Raw genomic sequence first — 18,119 nt, 5'->3', positions numbered from 1 at the left:
CGCCTGTGAGTGGTACATCTTCAGCTCTGCGGCCCCCGGCCGACGCCGTGGCGCCGGTGAGGCATCCCGACGCGCCCGCGCCCGGCGAGCTGCTCGGCGCGCACTACGGCCAGTGTTTCGGCTGCGGCGGAGAGCAGCCGCACGGACTGCACCTGGAGGCCCGCGCGGGCGAGGGGGTGAGGATCACCGCCGAGTTCACCGTGAAGGCCGCCCACCAGGGCGCTCCCGGTCTGGCGCACGGCGGAGTCCTCGCGAGCGCCCTCGACGAGAGCCTCGGCTCGCTGAACTGGCTGCTGCGCACCATCGCCGTGACCGGACGGCTGGAGACCGACTTCGTACGGCCCGTGCCCGTGGGCACCGTGCTGTACCTGGAGGCCGAGGTGACGGCGGTGGCGGGGCGCAAGATCTACTCGTCCGCCACCGGACGGATCGGCGGCCGGGACGGGCCCGTCGCCGTGCGTGCGGACGCCCTGTTCCTTGAGGTGAAGGTGGAGCACTTCATCGACAACGGCCGCCCGGAGGAGATCCGTGCGGCCATGGACGACCCCGACCAGGTCCGCCGTGCCCGTGCCTTCGAGGTGAACCCGTGACCCCGGCCCCGACTCCCGTGGGCGTGCTGATCAAGCGCGTCGATCCGGACGTACCGCTTCCGGAATACGCGCACCCCGGCGACGCCGGCGCGGACCTCCGGACGACGGAGAGCCGCGTGCTGGAACCCGGTGAGAGGGCCGTGCTGCCCACGGGAGTGTGCATCGCGCTCCCAGAGGGGTACGCGGCCTTCGTGCACCCGCGTTCCGGGCTCGCCGCCCGCTGCGGTGTCGCTCTGGTGAATGCCCCGGGGACGGTTGATGCCGGGTACCGTGGGGAGATCAAGGTGATCGTGGTGAATCTCGACCCGCGCGAGTCCGTGCGGTTCGAGCGCTTCGACCGGATTGCCCAACTGGTCGTCCAGCAGGTCGAGAAGGTGCGCTTCCAGGAGGTGGCGGAGCTTCCCGACTCGGCGCGGGCCGCAGGGGGCTTCGGGTCCACCGGCGGGCATGCCGCCGTGGGCGGCACAACGGGTGGGAATCGATACGCTTCGGTCGTATCCGACCGGGAAGGACAGTGACGTGTTCGGACGTCGCAAGAAGGGCAGTGCCGCCGAGGACGCGGCGGGCGAGGCCGAGCAGGTCGTCGACAGTGTCGACACTGAGGCGGACGACGCGGAGCGCGAGCGCGTGAGGCTCGAGCCCGAGCCGCGCCCCGATGGCCCCTGGGACAGCACAGAGGTCCGGGATCCGGCCGAGGGCCGGGTCGACCTGGGCGGTCTCTTCGTGCCCGGGGTCGACGGCATGGAGCTCCGGGTGGAGGTCGCGGGCGATGCCATCGTCGCGGCGACCGTGGTGCTCAAGGACAGCGCCGTCCAGCTGCAGGCCTTCGCCGCCCCCAAGCGCGAGGGCATCTGGGGCGAGGTGCGCGAGGAGATCGCCACCGGCATCACCCAGCAGGGCGGTGTCATCGACGAGGTCGAGGGCCCGCTGGGCTGGGAGCTGCGCGCCCAGGTACCGGTGCAGCTGCCGGACGGGACGGGCGGCTTCCAGGTCGTCCGGTTCATCGGCGTGGACGGCCCCCGTTGGTTCCTGCGCGGAGTGATCTCCGGCCAGGGCGCCGTGCAGCCGCAGAGCGGCGGCGTACTGGAGTCGATCTTCCGGGACACCGTGGTGGTCCGCGGTGAGGGCCCGATGGCCCCGCGCGACCCGATCGTCCTGAAGCTGCCGGACGACGCGCAGATGGTCGCCGAGGGCGTCCAGCAGGAGGAGCAGGCAGGTTCCCGCTTCTCCGGCGGCATGGGGCAGTTGCAGCGCGGACCGGAGATCACCGAGGTCCGGTAGCCCCATAAACATAAGTACGGCCAAGGAAGTACGGCGTTGGGCCGCACTCCCCCCCCGGGGGGAGTGCGGCCCAACGCCGTTTCCCGGGACCGCCCGTCAGGTGGCGTCCGGGATCCACGAGCCGTGGATCATCGCCGGTACGCGGCGCGGCAGATGAACCGTCGCGACCGGTGGCAGGGACAGGTCCGAGGCGTCCAGGACGAGCAGCGTGGAGGCGTCGGCGTTCAGGTCGCTGACGACGGTGAGCAGATGCCCGGCGTCCTCGTCGGAGGAGTCGGTGGCATCGGCCGCCGGTACGAACACGGCCTCGCTGGGCAGTTGGCCGTTGCCGAACGGCCGCAACTGGCGGGTGCCGTCCCGGCGGTCGTACTTGACCAGTGCGTGGTTGCCGATACCCAGGTCGTCCGGGAACGAGAGCGCGTACTGATAGCGGTGCTCGCGGCCGGTGAAGGTGTCGTTGATGGTGGGGAACTCGACTGTGAGGTCGTCGATCTGCTCCTCGTTCACGCGGCCCGCCGCGAGATCGACGGTCCAGCGTTTCGTCCTGGAGCCGGAGTTGGGCTCGGCGCCGCGGTCCGGGGCGCCGACCCACCAGTTCCAGGAGCGCCGCCAGCCGGTACGGCCCACCGCCGGGCCCTCGACGACGATCCGGCCGTACGCGTCCTCGTAGGCGTTGGCGAAGTGCATCCCGTACCCCTGGCCGATCTCGAACCAGCGGATGCGGGCCGCGCCTCCCGCGCCGCGCGGCATGATCCCGATACGGCACCGCTGGGCGTCGCTCCAGCCGTACGGGATGCCGGAGTGCTCGGCCGGGTCGAAGGTGACCGAGCCCTCCAGGAACACGACGTGGTGCTCGGTGACGGCGAAGTCGTGCTTGAGCGCGGCGCTCGCGTCCGGGACCTCCTGGCTGTCGAGGACCTGGCCGTCGGGCGAGGCCACGTGGTGGATCAGACAGGGCGGGAACGGGGACGAGGCGAAGAAGTGCAGTTCGCCGGTGGCCGGGTCCTCCTTGGGGTGCGCGGTCATCGCCGAGGTCAGCCTGCCGCCGAAGTCGTACGCGCCGACGGTCTCCAGGTCGGCGGTCAGTTCGAAGGGGAGGTTCGCCTCGCACAGCGCGAGGAGGCGACCGGCGTGCTCGATGACGTGGGTGCCCGCGGTGCTGGCGGTCAGGTCGGGGCCCCGCTCCGTCATGTAGGGGGCGCCTTCGAGCGCCGGAGTGTGCACCCAGCGGTTGCGGTACCACTCCGCGCGCCCCTCACGCAGCCGTACGCCGTGCACCATGCCGCTGCCCTTGAACCAGTGGGTGGGGGTGATACCGGGCTTCGGGTTGTGGCTGTTGCGGATCAGCCGGCCGCACAGCTCGGGCGGCAGTGTCCCCTCGACGGTGAGCGCGGTGGCGGTGATCTCGTCGGTGACGGGGGTGTAGTGCCCGGTCAGGTAGGGCGTGTCGACGCTCATGACGGTGACCTTTCTGGTGGGGTCTCGCTCGTGGACGGGGGCTTGTCGAGTGGCTTCTCGTGGAGTTGGGGAGAGGGGGCGGGCGGAACCGGCGTACGCGGGCACCTCGCGTGCCGTACGGCGTCAGCGGCGGCGCTCTGCCTCGGACCGCAGGCGGCTCAGCCAGCTCTCCAGGGACTGCCGCAGCGCCTCGCGCATCTCCTCGGGGCGTTCCTCGATCGGGGCTCCGGCCCAGGACTCCTCGGTGCGGACCGTCACGGTCCCCTCGCCCGTCTCCTCGAAGGTCCAGACGTGGACGCCCTCGATGCCGTGAGCCGGGCCGCCCCAGACGATCCGCTCGCCCGGCACGACCTCGCGGATCGTGGACGTGATGTCGAGGCCGTGGGTGAGCCACCGGAAGGAGGCGCCCGGGGCGAGCGGGCCGCCGAAGTCGACGCTCTCGATGTCCGTGTTCCAGTCGGCCCAGGAGCCGATGTCCGTGTGCAGGTCCCATACGGTCGCGAGCGGTGCGTCGACGGTGGTCGAGAGGCGTACGACGACGGGGGCGTCCTCGTCGACGGAGTGGCCGGGTGTGTTCCCGGTGTTCTCGGCGGTCATGGCGGGATCTCCTTCTGCGGGTGTCGGATTCTGTGGGTGTCGGACGGGCGTTCAGTGCGTGGGAGCGGGGGCCGGGGCCTCCTCGGTGTGGGGTGGTGCCGCGAGGCGGCGGGACAGGAGAGGAGTCAGTGCGGCGCCGACGGCGAGTACGGCCGCCGAGATGAGGAAGGCGAGCCGGTAGCCCTCGGTGAGGGCCACCGCGGGGGAGTGGTGGTGTGCGGCGGCGGCCGTACGGGAGGCGGCGAGTGTCCCGAGGACGGCCAGGCCCACGGCTCCGCCGATCTGCCGGGTGGTGTTGACCAGGCCGCTGGCCAGACCCGAGTCGGCCGGCCGTACGCCGGTCACGGCGGCCCCGGTGAGCTGGACGAACGCGGTGCCGAGGCCGAGACCGATCACGAGGACCGGGCCGAGCAGGTCGGTCGGGTAGCTGCCGTCGGCCGTGATCCGGGACAGCCACAGCAGTCCGGCGGTCTGGGTGAGCAGGCCCGCGGCGAGCGTGACGTGCGGGCCGAGCCGGCGGGCGAGCCGCGGGGCGAACCAGGATCCGAGCATGTTCGCGGCAGCCAGAGGGAGTTGGGAGAGCCCCGTCTCCAACGGCCCGGCGCCGAGGACCTGTTGCTGATAGAGCGGCAGGAAGAAGAACAGGCCCACCCAGACGGCGCCGAGCAGCGTCATGACGAGGTTGGCGGGCGCGACCAGCCCCTCCGTCCACAGACGCGGCGGCAGCAGCGGAGCCGGATGGCGCCGCTCGACCAGGAGGAACAGCGCGAGCAGCACGGCCGCCGCGCTCAGGGAGCCGAGCACCCAGGGGTCGGTCCAGCCGGAGCGTCCGGCCGATGTGAGCCCGTACACCAGCGCGACCAGTCCGGCCGTGACCGTGAGGGCGCCGACGAGGTCGAGCCGCCGGGGAGCGCCGTCGTCGGGCGCCGAGGCGGGAACCAGCGCCAGGGTGCCGACGAGCACGACGGCCGCGCCGAGTCCGGACACGTGGAAGACCCACGGCCAGCCCAGGCCCTCGGTGAGCACCCCGCCGAGCAGGACTCCGGCGGCTCCGCCGGCGCCGGACACCGCGCCCCAGACCCCGATCGCCCTGGCGCGTCCGGGCCCGGGCGGGAAGAGCCGCATGACCAGGGAGAGCGCGGCGGCTGCCACGGCGGCGGCTCCCACGCCCTGTGCGGTGCGGGCGGTGATCAGCGTCCACGGGCCGGTGGCGAGGCCCGCGGCGACCGAGGCCGCGGTGAACAGCGCGAGGCCTCCCAGGAGGACGCGGCGCCGGCCCACGAGGTCGGCGGCCCGTCCGCCCAGCAGGAGCAGCGCTCCGAAGGCGAGCCCGTAGGAGTTCACGACCCAGGACATGCCGGTGTCCGACAGTCCGACGCCGTCACGGACCGCGGGCAGGGCGACGTTGACGACGGAGGTACTGAGCGCGACAGCGAACTGGGCGGCGGCGAGGACCGCGAGGGCGGCGCCGGGGCGGACCGCCCTTGCTCCCTTTCGCGTGCTGGACATCGGGTTCCCTCTCTCGCGGGTTCCTGTGAGTTCCTGTGAGTTCTTGGACGCTATGAGTATGTGTGGTTAACCACTCACTCTTTGCCTCGAAGAAGAGGCGGGGCTGTCGGGGTGTGAAAAGGCGACCCCTTGCCCCGCCGGTGGCGGGCTCGTCAGTAGTGCCGGATGCCTGCCGTGAGTGTGCGCGTCCATGGGGCGTCCACTTCCTGCGCCTCCATCGACACCACGAGATGGCAGAGCATGCCGACGGCGAAGAACTCCTGGACCTGCCGGTCGTCGCCCCCGGAGGCGCCGCGCACGTACTCCACCGTGCGGGCGTACCCCGCTCGTACGGCGTCCCGGATCGCGGGGACGGAGACCGCGGCCGCCTGGGCGTGCAGCTGGACGAGCAGCAGGTCGTTGTCGCTGATCAGGCGGGCGTAGGCGTCGCCCATCGATGACAGCACCGCCTCCGGTGAACTGCCCTTCGCCTCGGCCGCGCCCCCCTCCAGGCTCTCGCGCACCCTGACGAAGCAGTGCTCGACGACCGCGGCGAACAGGGACTCCTTGTTCGGGAACAGCCGGTAGACGTACGCCTGGGAGATTCCGGCGGCCTTGGCCACCTCCGTGGTCGTCGTACCGAAGTACCCCCGCGAGGCGAAGGCGCCGATGGCGGTGCGGAGCACCGTCTCGCGGCGCTCCTCGGCGGTGGACAGGTGGCGGCGTCGTCCCGTCTGCATGTGAGTACTCAACCACTCACACTTTTCCGCCGTCAAGGGCAGGAGCCACCCGTTGCGCTGAAAAAACAAAGAAACGTCCGAACCGGAACCCGTGAGTGGCTACGCTGCGTCACCCAGGGCGGAGCCGGCGCTGAACCGTCAACTCCCCTGTACCACCGACGACTTACCGAACTACGCAACAGAGCACGGGAGCCCGGAATGGGTACGAACTGGATCGAGAAGGCGCAGCGGCTGGGCGACGGGAGCATCGGAGGTGCGATGGACAGTCCATCGATCCCCGGCCGCGTCGTCTGGCACACCACGGAGAGCGGCGCCGGCGACGACGCGTTCCGTTCCGTGACGGCGCATCTGATCAGCGTCTCCGCCGAGCCGCATCTGCTGTACGACCCGACGACCGACCGGCTCGGCCAGTTCGGGCCGCTGAACGCGAGCGCCCGCGCGCTGCGCAACGACGGTTCGACGAGGACCAACCGCGTCGGGAAGGTCTGCATCCAGATCGAGGTGCTCGGGCGGGCGGGCAAGCCGTTCACCGCCACCTGGAAGCCGGGGCCCAACTACCGGGCCATGATGGCCGCGATCCGCTCCTGGAAGATCCCGGACACCTTCCCGGCCGGCCGTCTCGCGACCTCGGGCGCCGACGCGACCAACCGCCCCCGGACGATCTGGATGAGCAAGGGCGGCCACTACGGCCACGCCAACATCCCGGGCAATGACCACTGGGACCCGGGCAACATCGACAAGTCCGCGCTCTTCGAGGCGGCCCCGGTCGGGAAGCCCGCGCCGGGCGGCACCACGCCGTCGAAGCCGGTCGTCGACCTCAGCAACGTCATCGCCGCCGCGCGCCGCGACCCGGGTCTGCCCCAGGGCGGCAAGACCCACAAGGCGGACGTCCTCGTCGTCGAAAAGGCCCTCGTCGCCGAGGGGTTGCTGCCCGCCCAGTGGGCCGACGGCTCCTTCGGCAGCAGGACCGTCGAGGCGTACGCGTCCCTCCAGCGCCGGTACGGCTTCAGTGGTGCCGACGCCAACGGCATCCCGGGCCAGACGACGCTGAAGAGGCTCGGCAAGGAGCGCGGCTTCACGGTCAAGGGCTGAGCGAACTCCAGCACCCCGGCGCGCGGCCCGTGGGGCTCCGGACGACTTCCGGAGCCCCACGGGCCGTTGTCGTTGCCCGGGCCCTTCTCCCGCTTCTTTTCTCCTGCCTTTTCTCTTGACGTGAAATTGGTCCGTACCTATGGTCACCGCCAACGCCTGTGTTCATAAAGGCATTCCGTGATCACATACGAGAACGGATGTCCCCCCATGCCGAACACCCCGGTACCTCCACGTCATCGCCGCAGATCCCGCCTCGCGCTCCTCGCGACCGTCGCCGCCCTCCTGGCCGGCGCCCTCGCCTGGCCCGCCGCCGACCGTGCCGAAGCGGCTCCCGGCACCTTCACGCACCCCGGAGTCACCGTCTCCCGCGGCCAGTTGGACTTCGCGCGGCAACAGGTCAACGCCGGCGCACAGCCCTGGAAGGGCGCGTACGACCAGATGCTGGCGAGCAGGTACGGCTCGCTCTCGCGCACCCCCAAGCCCCGGGCCGTCGTCGAGTGCGGCTCGTACTCGAACCCCAACAACGGCTGCACCGACGAGCGCGAGGACGCGATCGCCGCGTACACCCAGGCCCTCGCCTGGTACGTCACACGGGACGCGCGGTACGCGAAGAAGGCGATCGAGCTGATGGACGCCTGGTCCGCGACGATCCGGGACCACACCAACAGCAACGCCCCGCTGCAGACCGGCTGGGCGGGCTCGTCCTGGCCCAAGGCCGCCGAGATCATCAAGTACACGTACGACGGCGGCTGGGCGAACTCGGGCCGCTTCGCGACCATGCTGCGCACCGTGTACCTCCCCGAGATCATCAACGGCTCGAACTCCAACGGCAACTGGGAGCTGTCGATGATGGAGGCCGCCGTCGGCATCTCCGTCTTCCTGGAGGACAAGGCGTCGTACGACAAGGCCATGGCGAAGTTCCGCACCCGTACGGCCGCGTTCGTGTACCTGTCCTCCGACGGCGCGCTGCCGAAGACCGTGCCGAGCCAGAACCTCGACACCACGCAGAAGATCATCAACTACTGGCACGGGCAGTCGACGTTCGTCAACGGGCTCACCCAGGAGACCTGCCGCGACCTCACGCACACCGGATACGGCATCTCCGCGATCTCGCACGTCGCCGAGACCAGCCGCATCCAGGGCCAGGACCTCTACGGCACCGACGTCGGCGAGCGGCTGCGGCACGCGCTCGGCTTCCAGGCCAAGCACCAGCTGGGTGAGGCGCCCCCGAGCTGGCTGTGCGGCGGGTCGCTGCACCTCGGGCTCGGGCCCATCACCGAGGTGGGCCACAACGCCCTGAGCAACCGCCTCGGCCACGTCATGACCAACACCGAGCGGCTCACGCAGCAGAACCGTCCGGCGGGGAGCAACAACCTCTTCGTCGCCTGGGAGACGCTCACGCACGGCGACAACCCGAACTGAGACGTTGCCCGACCGGGCGCCGGACGGTGATACTGGCGCCCGGTCCACGGGGGAGGGTCATGAGCCAGGTCGTCACCGAAACGATGGTGCGAGTCGAGAACGTCCACCGCTCGTACGGGAGCGGAGCCACCGCCGTACACGCCCTGCGCGGGGTCTCGTTCGACATACCGCGCGGTGAACTCGTCGCCCTCAAGGGGCGGTCGGGGTCCGGCAAGACGACGCTGCTCAACCTCGTCGGCGGGCTCGACGAGCCGGACGACGGGCGGATCACCGTCGACGGGCTCGACCTCTCCGGGCTCGGGGAGAACGGGCTGCTGGAGCTGCGCCGGGACCGTATCGGCTTCGTCTTCCAGTCCTTCGGTCTCATCCCGATCCTGACGGCCGCCGAGAACGTGGGCGTGCCGATGCGGCTGCGCCGGGCCGAGTCCCGCGAGCGCGAGGAGCGCGTCGAACTGCTGCTCTCCCTGGTCGGGCTCGCCGACCACGCGGCGCAGCGGCCCGGCGAGCTCTCCGGCGGCCAGCAGCAGCGCGTGGCGATCGCCCGCGCCCTCGCGAACGAGCCCGCGCTCCTCATCGCCGACGAGCCCACCGGCCAGCTCGACGCCGAGACCGGTATCGCGGTGATGGAGCTGCTGCGGGCGGTCGTCCGCAGTGAGCGCGTCACCGCGCTCGTCGCCACCCATGACGCGGCCCTCCTGGACCTCGCCGACCGGGTCCTGGAGCTGAGCGACGGCGAGATCGTGGAGCACTAGCGACGGAGAGACCGTCGAGCACCGAGGTCCGGAGGGGCCCTCGGCGGCGCGTCAGGGTTCCGTCAAAGACGGTCCGCACCCCACCCCTCACCCCATTTGTCAGGATTGTTGGCCGTAAGGTCGACGCAGCGTACGCAGTGCGTTTTGGGAAGACAATGGGGCCATGGGACGCGGCAAGCTTCGGATCTACCTCGGTGCGGCACCGGGCGTCGGCAAGACGTACGCGATGCTGTCCGAGGCACACCGCCGCGTCGAACGAGGTACGGACTGCGTGGTGGCCTTCGTCGAGCACCACGACCGGCCGCGCACCGAGGTCATGCTGCACGGTCTGGAGCGGATCCCCCGCCGGGAGATCCCCTACCGGGACACCGTCTTCACCGAGATGGACGTCGACGCCGTCCTGGAGCGCGCCCCGGCCGTCGCCCTGGTGGACGAACTGGCCCACACGAATGTCCCCGGCTCACGCAACGCCAAGCGCTGGCAGGACGTCGAGGAACTCCTCGCCGCCGGAATCGACGTCGTCTCGACGGTCAACATCCAGCACCTGGAGTCGCTCGGTGACGTCGTCGAGTCGATAACGGGAGTACGGCAGCGCGAGACCGTCCCGGACGAGGTCGTGCGCAGGGCCGACCAGATCGAGCTGGTCGACATGTCGCCCCAGGCACTGCGCCGCCGGATGGCGCACGGCAACATCTACAAGCCCGACAAGGTCGACGCGGCCCTCTCCAACTACTTCCGCCCCGGCAACCTCACCGCCCTGCGCGAACTGGCCCTCCTCTGGGTCGCCGACCGCGTCGACGAGTACCTCCAGCAGTACCGCGGCGAGCACGGCATCCGCTCCACCTGGCAGGCCCGCGAACGCATCGTCGTGGGCCTGACCGGCGGACCCGAGGGCCGTACGCTCATCCGCCGCGCAGCCCGGCTCGCGGAGAAGGGCGCCGGCGGCGAGGTGCTCGCCGTCTACATCGCCCGCAGCGACGGCCTGACCTCCGCCTCGCCCAAGGAACTGGCCGTCCAGCGCACCCTCGCCGAGGACCTCGGCGGCACCTTCCACCACGTCATAGGGGACGACATCCCGTCCGCGCTGCTGGAGTTCGCGCGCGGAGTCAACGCCTCCCAGATCGTGCTGGGCTCCTCACGGCGCAAGGCCTGGCAGTACGTGCTCGGTCCCGGTGTCGGTGCCACGGTCGCCCGGGAGTCGGGGCCCGACCTGGACGTGCACATCGTCACGCACGACGCGGTCGGCAAGGGGCGCGGACTGCCGGCCGCCCGGGGGTCGCGGCTCGGCCGGTCTCGGATCATCGCGGGCTGGCTGGTCGGTGTCGTCGGCCCGGCCCTCCTCGCCCTGCTGCTGACCCATGGCGCCTCGAACCTCGGGCTCGCCAACGACATGCTGCTCTTCCTGACGCTGATCGTCGCGGCGGCCCTCCTCGGCGGGTTGCTCCCGGCGCTCGCCTCGGCGGCCCTCGGCTCGCTGCTGCTGAACTACTACTTCACCCCGCCGCTGCACCGGATGACCGTCGCCGACCCGAAGAACATCGTCGCCATCGTGATCTTCGTGGGCGTCGCGGTGTCGGTGGCCTCCGTGGTGGACCTGGCCGCCCGTCGCACCCACCAGGCGGCCCGGCTGCGCGCCGAGTCCGAGATCCTCTCCTTCCTGGCCGGCAGCGTCCTGCGCGGCGAGACCAGCCTGGACGCCCTGCTGGAGCGGGTCCGCGAGACCTTCGGCATGGAGTCGGTGGCCCTGCTGGAGCGGGAGAGCGACGTCGACCCGTGGACCTGCGCGGGCAGCGTCGGCCCGCACCCGCCGACGCTGCCCGAGGACGCGGACGTCGACATGCCGGTCGGCGACCACACCGCGCTCGCCCTCTCCGGCCGGGTCCTGCCCGCCGAGGACCGCCGGGTGCTCGCCGCCTTCGCCGCCCAGGCCGTCGTCGTCCTGGACCGCAAGCGCCTCCAGGAGGAGGCCGAGCAGGCCCGCGCACTCGCCGAGGGCAACCGCATCCGTACGGCGCTGCTGGCGGCCGTCAGCCATGACCTGCGCACCCCGCTTGCCGCCATCAAGGCCGCCGTGTCGTCCCTCAGGTCCGACGACGTGGCCTGGTCCGAGGAGGACGAGGCCGAGCTCCTGGAGGGCATCGAGGCGGGCGCCGACCGGCTCGACCACCTGGTCGGCAACCTCCTCGACATGTCCCGCCTGCAGACCGGCACGGTCACCCCGCTGATCCGCGAGATCGACCTCGACGAGGTCGTCCCGATGGCCCTCGGCGGCGTACCGGAGGACAGCGTCGAGCTGGAGATCCCCGAGACGCTGCCCATGGTCGCCGTCGACCCCGGCCTGCTGGAGCGGTCGGTCGCCAACATCGTCGAGAACGCCGTCAAGTACAGCCCCGACGGAGAGCGGGTCCTGGTCGCCGCCAGCGCGCTCGGAGACCGCGTGGAGGTACGGGTGGTGGACCGCGGCCGCGGTGTCCCGGACGAGGCGAAGGACCGCATCTTCGCGCCCTTCCAGCGGTACGGGGACGCCCCGCGCGGCGCCGGTGTGGGCCTCGGCCTCGCGGTCGCCCGGGGCTTCGCCGAGGCCATGGGCGGCACCCTCGACGCAGAGGACACCCCCGGTGGCGGCCTCACCATGGTCCTCACCCTCCGGGCGGGCCCCGCCCACCCGACACCGTTCGTGGACGTCGCAGCACTCGTACAACCGGAAAGGCAGGCTTCATGACCCGCGTCCTCGTGGTCGACGACGAGCCGCAGATCACCCGAGCCCTCGTGATCAACCTCAAGGCACGCAACTACGAGGTCGACGCGGCCCCCGACGGCGCCACCGCGCTCCGGCTCGCGGCCGCCCGGCACCCCGACGTCGTCGTGCTCGACCTGGGTCTGCCCGACATGGACGGCGTCGAGGTGATCAAGGGGCTGCGCGGCTGGACCCGCGTGCCGATCCTGGTGCTGTCCGCCCGGCACTCCTCCGACGAGAAGGTCGAGGCCCTCGACGCGGGCGCCGACGACTACGTGACCAAGCCCTTCGGCATGGACGAGCTGCTCGCCCGCCTGAGGGCCGCCGTCCGCCGTGCCGAGCCCAACGGGGGCGACGAGGAGGACGTGATCGTCGAGACCGAGGACTTCACCGTCGATCTGGCCGCCAAGAAGGTCAACCGGGCCGGCCGCGACGTGCGCCTCACTCCGACCGAGTGGCACCTCCTGGAGGTGCTGGTGCGCAGCACGGGCCGCCTGGTCAGCCAGAAACAGCTGCTCCAGGAGGTCTGGGGCCCCTCCTACGGCACCGAGACGAACTATCTGCGGGTCTACATGGCCCAGTTGCGCCGCAAGCTGGAGACGGACCCGGCGCATCCCCGGCACTTCATCACGGAGCCGGGGATGGGGTACCGGTTCGAGAAGTGAGGCCGGTTCGGGTCGTACGCCGGTTCGAGTGGCGGCACCAGGGGTACGTAGACGTCAGCGCCCCCCGGTACGCTTCAGATATGAGTGCTGTTCCTCGTTCCGAAAAGCCGGCGGGCCGGTTCCGGCGGATGATCGACCGGCTCTCCTCGTCCCAGCAGGACCTGGAGTCCGAGGAACTGCGCGAGGACACAGAGACCGCGGGCTGTACGCGCATCGGTGACTGCCGGGACCGACAGGTGGTCACGGTTACTGGTACCTTGCGCACGGTCACTCTGCGCCCGAGGGCCGGTGTCCCGGCCCTGGAGGCCGAGCTGTTCGACGGTTCGGCCGCCCTGGACGTGGTGTGGCTCGGCAGGCGCTCCATAGTGGGGATAGAACCGGGGCGCAAGCTGATCGCATCGGGCCGGATCTCGATGAGCCGGGGCCGCCGGGTGCTGTTCAATCCCAAATACGAACTCAGACCCCTCGGACGGGAGTAGCCGGTGACGTCGCTCGACAAGCCGACCGAAGACGCCCAGCGGGATTCGCGGGCGGTGACCGAGGCCGCGCTCTTCGAGGCGTTCGGCGGTCTGCGGGGCATGATCGAGACGGTCCTGCCGGGCCTGCTCTTCGTCACGATCTTCACGATCAACAAGGACCTGCACTCGGCGGCCATCGCGGCCCTCGGTGTCTCGATCCTGCTGGTCGTGGTCCGCCTGGTCATGAAGGACACCGTCAAGCACGCCTTCAGCGGTGTCTTCGGTGTGGCCTTCGGCGTGGTCTTCGCGATGATGACGGGCAACGCGAAGGACTTCTATCTGCCGGGCATGCTCTACACGCTCGGACTCGCCCTCGCCTACATCATCACGACGCTCGCGGGAGTTCCGCTGATCGGGCTCATCCTCGGGCCGGTCTTCAAGGAGAACCTCTCCTGGCGTACGCGTAATCCGGGGCGCAAGACGGCTTACGCGAAGGCCAGTTGGGCCTGGGGCCTCATTCTGCTCGCCAAGTGCGCGATCCTGTTTCCGCTGTACTGGTGGGCCGACACGACTCAGTTCGGCTGGGTCCTGATCGCCCTGAAGATCCCGCCCTTCCTGCTCGCGGTCTGGCTCACTTGGGTCTTCCTCGCGAAGGCGCCGCCGCCGATCGACGTCTTCGCCGAGATGGAGGCGGAGGAGCGCGCGGAGAAGGAGCGGGAAGCTGCCGCTCGGTCCGCCGACTAGGTACGCGGTGCCTGTGTGGGCCGCTGGGGGCTGCCGCCCCCAGACCCCCGCTTCGGCCTGAACGGCCTCGTCCTCAAACGCCGGACGGGCTGGATGGTGCCGGACCAAGCTGAAAATTGAGGGGCGCTCGGAGATGTCTCCGAGCGCCCCTCAATTTGTCTCCGTACGTCAGTTGCCCGTCGTCAGCCCGTCGTCTCCTCGCGACGCACCGACAGCAGGTCCTCCAGCTGTTCCTCGCGGGCCTGGGCCGCCACGAAGAGGAGTTCGTCGCCTGCTTCCAGTGAGTCCTCCCGGGTGGGGGTGAGGACTCGGGTGCCGCGGATGATGGTGACGAGGGACGTGTCCTCGGGCCATGCCACTTCGCCGACCTGGGTGCCGGCCAGGGCGGATTCCGGGGGCAGCGTCAGCTCGACGAGGTTGGCGTCGCCGTGGCTGAAGCGGAGCAGGCGGACCAGGTCGCCGACGCTCACCGCCTCCTCGACCAGGGCCGACATCAGACGGGGGGTCGAGACGGCCACGTCCACGCCCCACGACTCGTTGAACAGCCATTCGTTCTTGGGGTTGTTGACACGGGCGACGACCCGCGGAACCCCGTACTCCGTCTTGGCGAGGAGCGACACGACCAGGTTCACCTTGTCGTCGCCCGTCGCCGCGATGACCACGTTGCAGCGCTGCAACGCGGCCTCGTCCAGCGAAGTGATCTCGCAGGCGTCGGCGAGCAGCCACTCCGCCTGCGGGACGCGCTCGACCGAGATGGCGGTCGGCGCCTTGTCGATCAGCAGGACCTCGTGCCCGTTCTCCAGGAGCTCGCCCGCGATCGAGCGGCCCACCGCACCGGCACCGGCAATGGCGACCCTCATCAGTGACCGCCTTCTTCCTCAGGCCCCTCGGCGAACGACGCCTCGACCTTCTCGACGTCGTCCGTACGCATCATCACGTGCACCAGGTCGCCCTCCTGCAGCACCGTCTGCGAGGTGGGCAGCACCGCCTCGCCCAGCCGGGTGAGGAAGGCCACGCGCACACCGGTCTCCTCCTGGAGCCGGCTGATCCGCTGGCCGACCCACGCCGTCGACGCGTGCACCTCGGCGAGCTGTACCCCGCCCGTGGGGTCGCGCCACAGCGGTTCGGCGCCCGACGGCAGCAGCCGGCGCAGCATCTGGTCGGCGGTCCAGCGCACGGTGGCGACGGTCGGGATGCCCAGCCGCTGGTAGACCTCGGCACGGCGGGGGTCGTAGATACGCGCCGCGACGTTCTCGATGCCGAACATCTCGCGGGCCACCCGGGCGGCGATGATGTTCGAGTTGTCACCGCTGGAGACGGCGGCGAAGGCGCCGGCGTCCTCGATGCCCGCCTCACGCAGGGTGTCCTGGTCGAAGCCGATGCCGGTGACACGACGGCCGCCGAACCCGGAGCCCAGCCGTCGGAAGGCGGTGGGGTCCTGGTCGATCACGGCGACCGTATGCCCCTGTTGCTCCAGGGTCTGGGCAAGAGCGGAACCCACTCTTCCGCAGCCCATGATGACGATGTGCACGACCGTCCTTCCGGTGTGGAAAGTTGCTGCTCAGGCTGACACGCTAGGACAGCGTCTCAGACCGACGCCCAAGCTACACACGCGCGGTCCGCGGGGGGCACCCCCGTGCACGATCGCCCGCGGGATCCCGACGATCAGCGGCGGCTGATGCTGCGCACGCTGACGAGGGTGAGGATCCCGAGGCCTACGAGTCCGGCGGCGGCGCCGATGAGTTCCGCGGTGGCGTGCATGGAACCTCCATGAAGTGGCAAGGGGCGGCAAAGTTTTGGCTTTTTTCATATAGGCATGCGGCTTTGCCCAGCCGTGGAATCCGCAACCGGGCCCGTACGGGATTTCACTCGTAGGGCAGACGAAGGGCGGGCGCGCTGTCCTCCGAGCGACACCGAGGGCGGGGGAGGGTGGGCGTGGCCGTGTTCGACCGCTTACGATCCTCTGCGTGTCCAAACTGACCGACGTGCCCAAACGGATCTTGATCGGGCGCGCACTGCGCAGTGACCGGCTCGGAGAGACACTCCTGCCGAAGCGCATCGCACTCCCCGTCTTCGCTTCCGACCCGCTCTCCTCCGTGGCGTACGCGCCGGGAGAAGTGCTGCTCGTCCTGTCCATCGCGGGCGTGTCGGCCTATCACTTCAGCCCCTGGATCGCCGTCGCGGTCGTCGTGCTGATGTTCACCGTTGTGGCCTCCTACCGGCAGAACGTGCACGCCTACCCCAGCGGCGGCGGCGACTACGAGGTGGCCAACACCAACCTCGGCCCCAAGGCCGGCCTCACCGTCGCCAGCGCGCTGCTCGTGGACTACGTCCTCACGGTCGCCGTGTCGATCGCGTCCGGCATCGAGAACCTCGGCTCGGCGATCCCGTTCGTCATCGAGCACAAGGTGCTCTGCGCGGTCGCCGTCATCGTGCTGCTCACGCTGATGAACCTGCGCGGCGTGAAGGAGTCCGGGAAGCTCTTCGCGATCCCGACGTACGTCTTCGTCACGGGCGTCTTCCTGATGATCGCGTGGGGTGCCTTCCGCGGGATCATCCTCGACGACACCATGAAGGCGCCGACCGCCGACTACGAGATCAAGCCCGAGCACCAGGGGCTCGCGGGCTTCGCCCTCGTCTTCCTCCTGCTGCGTGCCTTCTCCTCCGGCTGTGCGGCGCTCACCGGCGTCGAGGCGATCAGCAACGGCGTCCCCGCCTTCCGCAAGCCCAAGTCCAAGAACGCGGCGACCACGCTCGCGGCGATGGGCCTGCTCGCCGTCACCATGTTCTGCGGCATCATCGCGCTGGCCATGGTGACGAAGGTCCGCATGGCCGAGCGGCCGGCGAGCGACCTGTTCCACAACGGGGTCGCGGTGGGCTCCGACTACGTACAGAACCCGGTGATCTCCCAGGTCGCCGAGGCCGTGTTCGGTGACGGCAGCTTCCTGTTCATCGTGCTCGCCGCGGCCACCGCGCTCGTGCTCTTCCTGGCCGCGAACACCGCGTACAACGGCTTCCCGCTGCTCGGCTCGATCCTCGCGCAGGACCGCTACCTGCCGCGCCAGCTGCACACCCGTGGCGACCGGCTCGCCTTCTCGAACGGCATCGTGCTGCTCGCCGGCGCGGCCATCCTGCTCGTCTGGGTCTACGGCGCCGACTCCACGCGGCTCATCCAGCTCTACATCGTCGGCGTGTTCGTGTCCTTCACGCTCAGCCAGACCGGCATGGTCCGGCACTGGAACCGCCACCTGGCCACCGAGAAGGACCAGGCCAAGCGCCGCCACATGGTCCGCTCCCGGGCCATCAACGCCTTCGGAGCCTTCTTCACCGGCCTGGTCCTGGTCGTCGTCCTCGTCACCAAGTTCACGCACGGTGCCTGGGTCGCACTGCTCGGCATGGTGATCTTCTACGCCACGATGTCCGCGATCCGGAAGCACTACGACCGGGTCACCGAGGAGATCGCCGCCCCCGAGGGGCCGTCCGACGACAGCGTGCGCCCCTCCCGTGTCCACTCCGTCGTGCTGATCTCGAAGATCCACCGGCCGACGCTGCGGGCCCTCGCGTACGCCAAGCTGATGCGCTCCGACACCCTGGAGGCTCTCAGCGTCAACGTCGACCCGGCCGAGACGAAGGCCCTGCGCGAGGAGTGGGAGCGGCGCGGCATCACCGTGCCGCTGAAGGTCCTCGACTCGCCGTACCGCGAGATCACGCGGCCGGTCATCGAGTACGTGAAGGGGCTGCGCCGTGAGTCCCCGCGCGACGTGGTGTCGGTGATCATCCCCGAGTACGTGGTCGGTCACTGGTACGAGCAGCTGCTGCACAACCAGAGCGCGCTGCGGCTCAAGGGGCGGCTGCTGTTCACTCCGGGCGTGATGGTGACGTCCGTGCCGTACCAGCTGGAGTCGTCCGAGGTGGCCAAGAAGCGGGCCCGCAAGCGGCAGGACTGGAACGCGCCGGGTTCCGTGCGGCGCGGTCCGGCCGAGGACCGGCCGAAGGAGCCGTCGTCCCCGAAGCGCTGAGGAGCAGGGGGCCCACGGGCTCGTGGTGAGCGGCCGGGCGGTGTCCACGTAGACTGGTGGGCTGTTGTCCGGCCGT

The 18,119-nt window shown here is 70.4% G+C and carries 17 protein-coding genes; 11 read left to right on the top strand and 6 right to left on the bottom strand.

Going from position 1 to position 18,119, the window contains the following annotated elements:
- The first annotated feature begins 5 nt into the window (after positions 1-5).
- The 3 genes from OG718_RS16950 to OG718_RS16940 are packed head-to-tail and all read left to right on the top strand — an operon-like array spanning position 6 to position 1,871.
- A complete protein-coding gene (locus OG718_RS16950; protein WP_328844523.1) occupies positions 6-590 on the top strand; it encodes a PaaI family thioesterase in 585 nt (194 codons plus the stop codon).
- The gene (gene dut / locus OG718_RS16945) at positions 587-1,108 is read left to right on the top strand and encodes a dUTP diphosphatase (protein WP_143638200.1); all 522 of its coding nucleotides are present in this window, start codon (positions 587-589) and stop codon (positions 1,106-1,108) included. The genes OG718_RS16950 and dut overlap by 4 nt, the downstream gene beginning before the upstream one ends.
- A 1-nt stretch (position 1,109) precedes the next feature.
- Entirely contained in the window at positions 1,110-1,871 is a 762-nt protein-coding gene (locus tag OG718_RS16940) for a DUF3710 domain-containing protein (RefSeq protein WP_055615449.1), read from the top strand.
- A 96-nt stretch (positions 1,872-1,967) separates the two neighbouring features.
- On the opposite strand, the gene OG718_RS16935 is transcribed toward OG718_RS16940, so the two are convergent.
- From OG718_RS16935 to OG718_RS16920, 4 genes are all read right to left on the bottom strand, one after another.
- Positions 1,968-3,329, bottom strand: a complete 1,362-nt coding sequence (locus OG718_RS16935; RefSeq protein WP_328844522.1) for a carotenoid oxygenase family protein — start codon at positions 3,327-3,329, stop codon at positions 1,968-1,970.
- Positions 3,330-3,452: 123 nt separating this feature from the next.
- Complete coding sequence (locus tag OG718_RS16930) at positions 3,453-3,926, bottom strand: SRPBCC family protein (RefSeq protein WP_328844521.1); 474 nt, start codon at positions 3,924-3,926, stop codon at positions 3,453-3,455.
- Between the two features lie 51 nt (positions 3,927-3,977).
- Positions 3,978-5,435: an MFS transporter gene (locus OG718_RS16925; protein WP_328844520.1), complete on the bottom strand. Its 1,458-nt coding sequence runs from the start codon at positions 5,433-5,435 to the stop codon at positions 3,978-3,980.
- Positions 5,436-5,587: 152 nt separating this feature from the next.
- On the bottom strand, positions 5,588-6,154 hold the full coding sequence (locus OG718_RS16920) for a TetR/AcrR family transcriptional regulator (RefSeq protein ID WP_328844519.1): 567 nt from the start codon (positions 6,152-6,154) through the stop codon (positions 5,588-5,590).
- 198 nt (positions 6,155-6,352) lie between these two features.
- Here OG718_RS16920 and OG718_RS16915 point away from each other — a divergent pair, with 198 nt between their 5' ends.
- The 7 genes from OG718_RS16915 to OG718_RS16885 all read left to right on the top strand — a co-directional run bounded on the left by OG718_RS16915 (position 6,353) and on the right by OG718_RS16885 (position 14,024).
- A complete protein-coding gene (locus OG718_RS16915) occupies positions 6,353-7,246 on the top strand; it encodes a peptidoglycan-binding domain-containing protein (RefSeq protein ID WP_328844518.1) in 894 nt (297 codons plus the stop codon).
- 207 nt (positions 7,247-7,453) lie between these two features.
- Positions 7,454-8,668 (top strand): alginate lyase family protein, encoded by a 1,215-nt coding sequence (locus OG718_RS16910; protein WP_328844517.1) that lies wholly within the window; start codon positions 7,454-7,456, stop codon positions 8,666-8,668.
- Positions 8,669-8,727: 59 nt separating this feature from the next.
- Complete coding sequence (locus OG718_RS16905; protein ID WP_143638214.1) at positions 8,728-9,420, top strand: ABC transporter ATP-binding protein; 693 nt, start codon at positions 8,728-8,730, stop codon at positions 9,418-9,420.
- A 163-nt stretch (positions 9,421-9,583) separates the two neighbouring features.
- The gene (locus OG718_RS16900) at positions 9,584-12,142 is read left to right on the top strand and encodes a sensor histidine kinase (RefSeq protein WP_260695257.1); all 2,559 of its coding nucleotides are present in this window, start codon (positions 9,584-9,586) and stop codon (positions 12,140-12,142) included.
- The gene (locus OG718_RS16895) at positions 12,139-12,822 is read left to right on the top strand and encodes a response regulator (RefSeq protein WP_328844516.1); all 684 of its coding nucleotides are present in this window, start codon (positions 12,139-12,141) and stop codon (positions 12,820-12,822) included. Before OG718_RS16900 ends, OG718_RS16895 begins: the two co-directional genes overlap by 4 nt.
- An 80-nt stretch (positions 12,823-12,902) precedes the next feature.
- On the top strand, positions 12,903-13,301 hold the full coding sequence (locus OG718_RS16890) for an OB-fold nucleic acid binding domain-containing protein (protein ID WP_143638218.1): 399 nt from the start codon (positions 12,903-12,905) through the stop codon (positions 13,299-13,301).
- A gap of 3 nt (positions 13,302-13,304) precedes the next feature.
- The gene (locus tag OG718_RS16885; RefSeq protein ID WP_055615459.1) at positions 13,305-14,024 is read left to right on the top strand and encodes a DUF3159 domain-containing protein; all 720 of its coding nucleotides are present in this window, start codon (positions 13,305-13,307) and stop codon (positions 14,022-14,024) included.
- 182 nt (positions 14,025-14,206) lie between these two features.
- On the opposite strand, the gene OG718_RS16880 is transcribed toward OG718_RS16885, so the two are convergent.
- Both OG718_RS16880 and OG718_RS16875 read right to left on the bottom strand, forming a co-directional pair.
- A complete protein-coding gene (locus OG718_RS16880) occupies positions 14,207-14,884 on the bottom strand; it encodes a potassium channel family protein (RefSeq protein WP_143638222.1) in 678 nt (225 codons plus the stop codon).
- Positions 14,884-15,555, bottom strand: coding sequence for a potassium channel family protein (locus OG718_RS16875; RefSeq protein WP_055615461.1), 672 nt, complete (start codon positions 15,553-15,555; stop codon positions 14,884-14,886). Before OG718_RS16875 ends, OG718_RS16880 begins: the two co-directional genes overlap by 1 nt.
- A 436-nt stretch (positions 15,556-15,991) precedes the next feature.
- Between OG718_RS16875 and OG718_RS16870 the strand changes: the two genes are divergently transcribed.
- Positions 15,992-18,043 carry an APC family permease gene (locus tag OG718_RS16870; RefSeq protein ID WP_328844515.1) on the top strand — a complete coding sequence of 684 codons (2,052 nt, stop codon included), beginning with the start codon at positions 15,992-15,994 and terminating at the stop codon, positions 18,041-18,043.
- The last annotated feature ends 76 nt before the right edge of the window (positions 18,044-18,119 follow it).

The sequence above is a fragment of the Streptomyces sp. NBC_00258 genome (genome assembly GCF_036182465.1).
GTDB lineage: Bacteria > Actinomycetota > Actinomycetes > Streptomycetales > Streptomycetaceae > Streptomyces.
The sequence above is the reverse complement of the archived record's forward strand: the minus strand, read 5'-3'. Positions and strand labels throughout refer to the sequence as shown.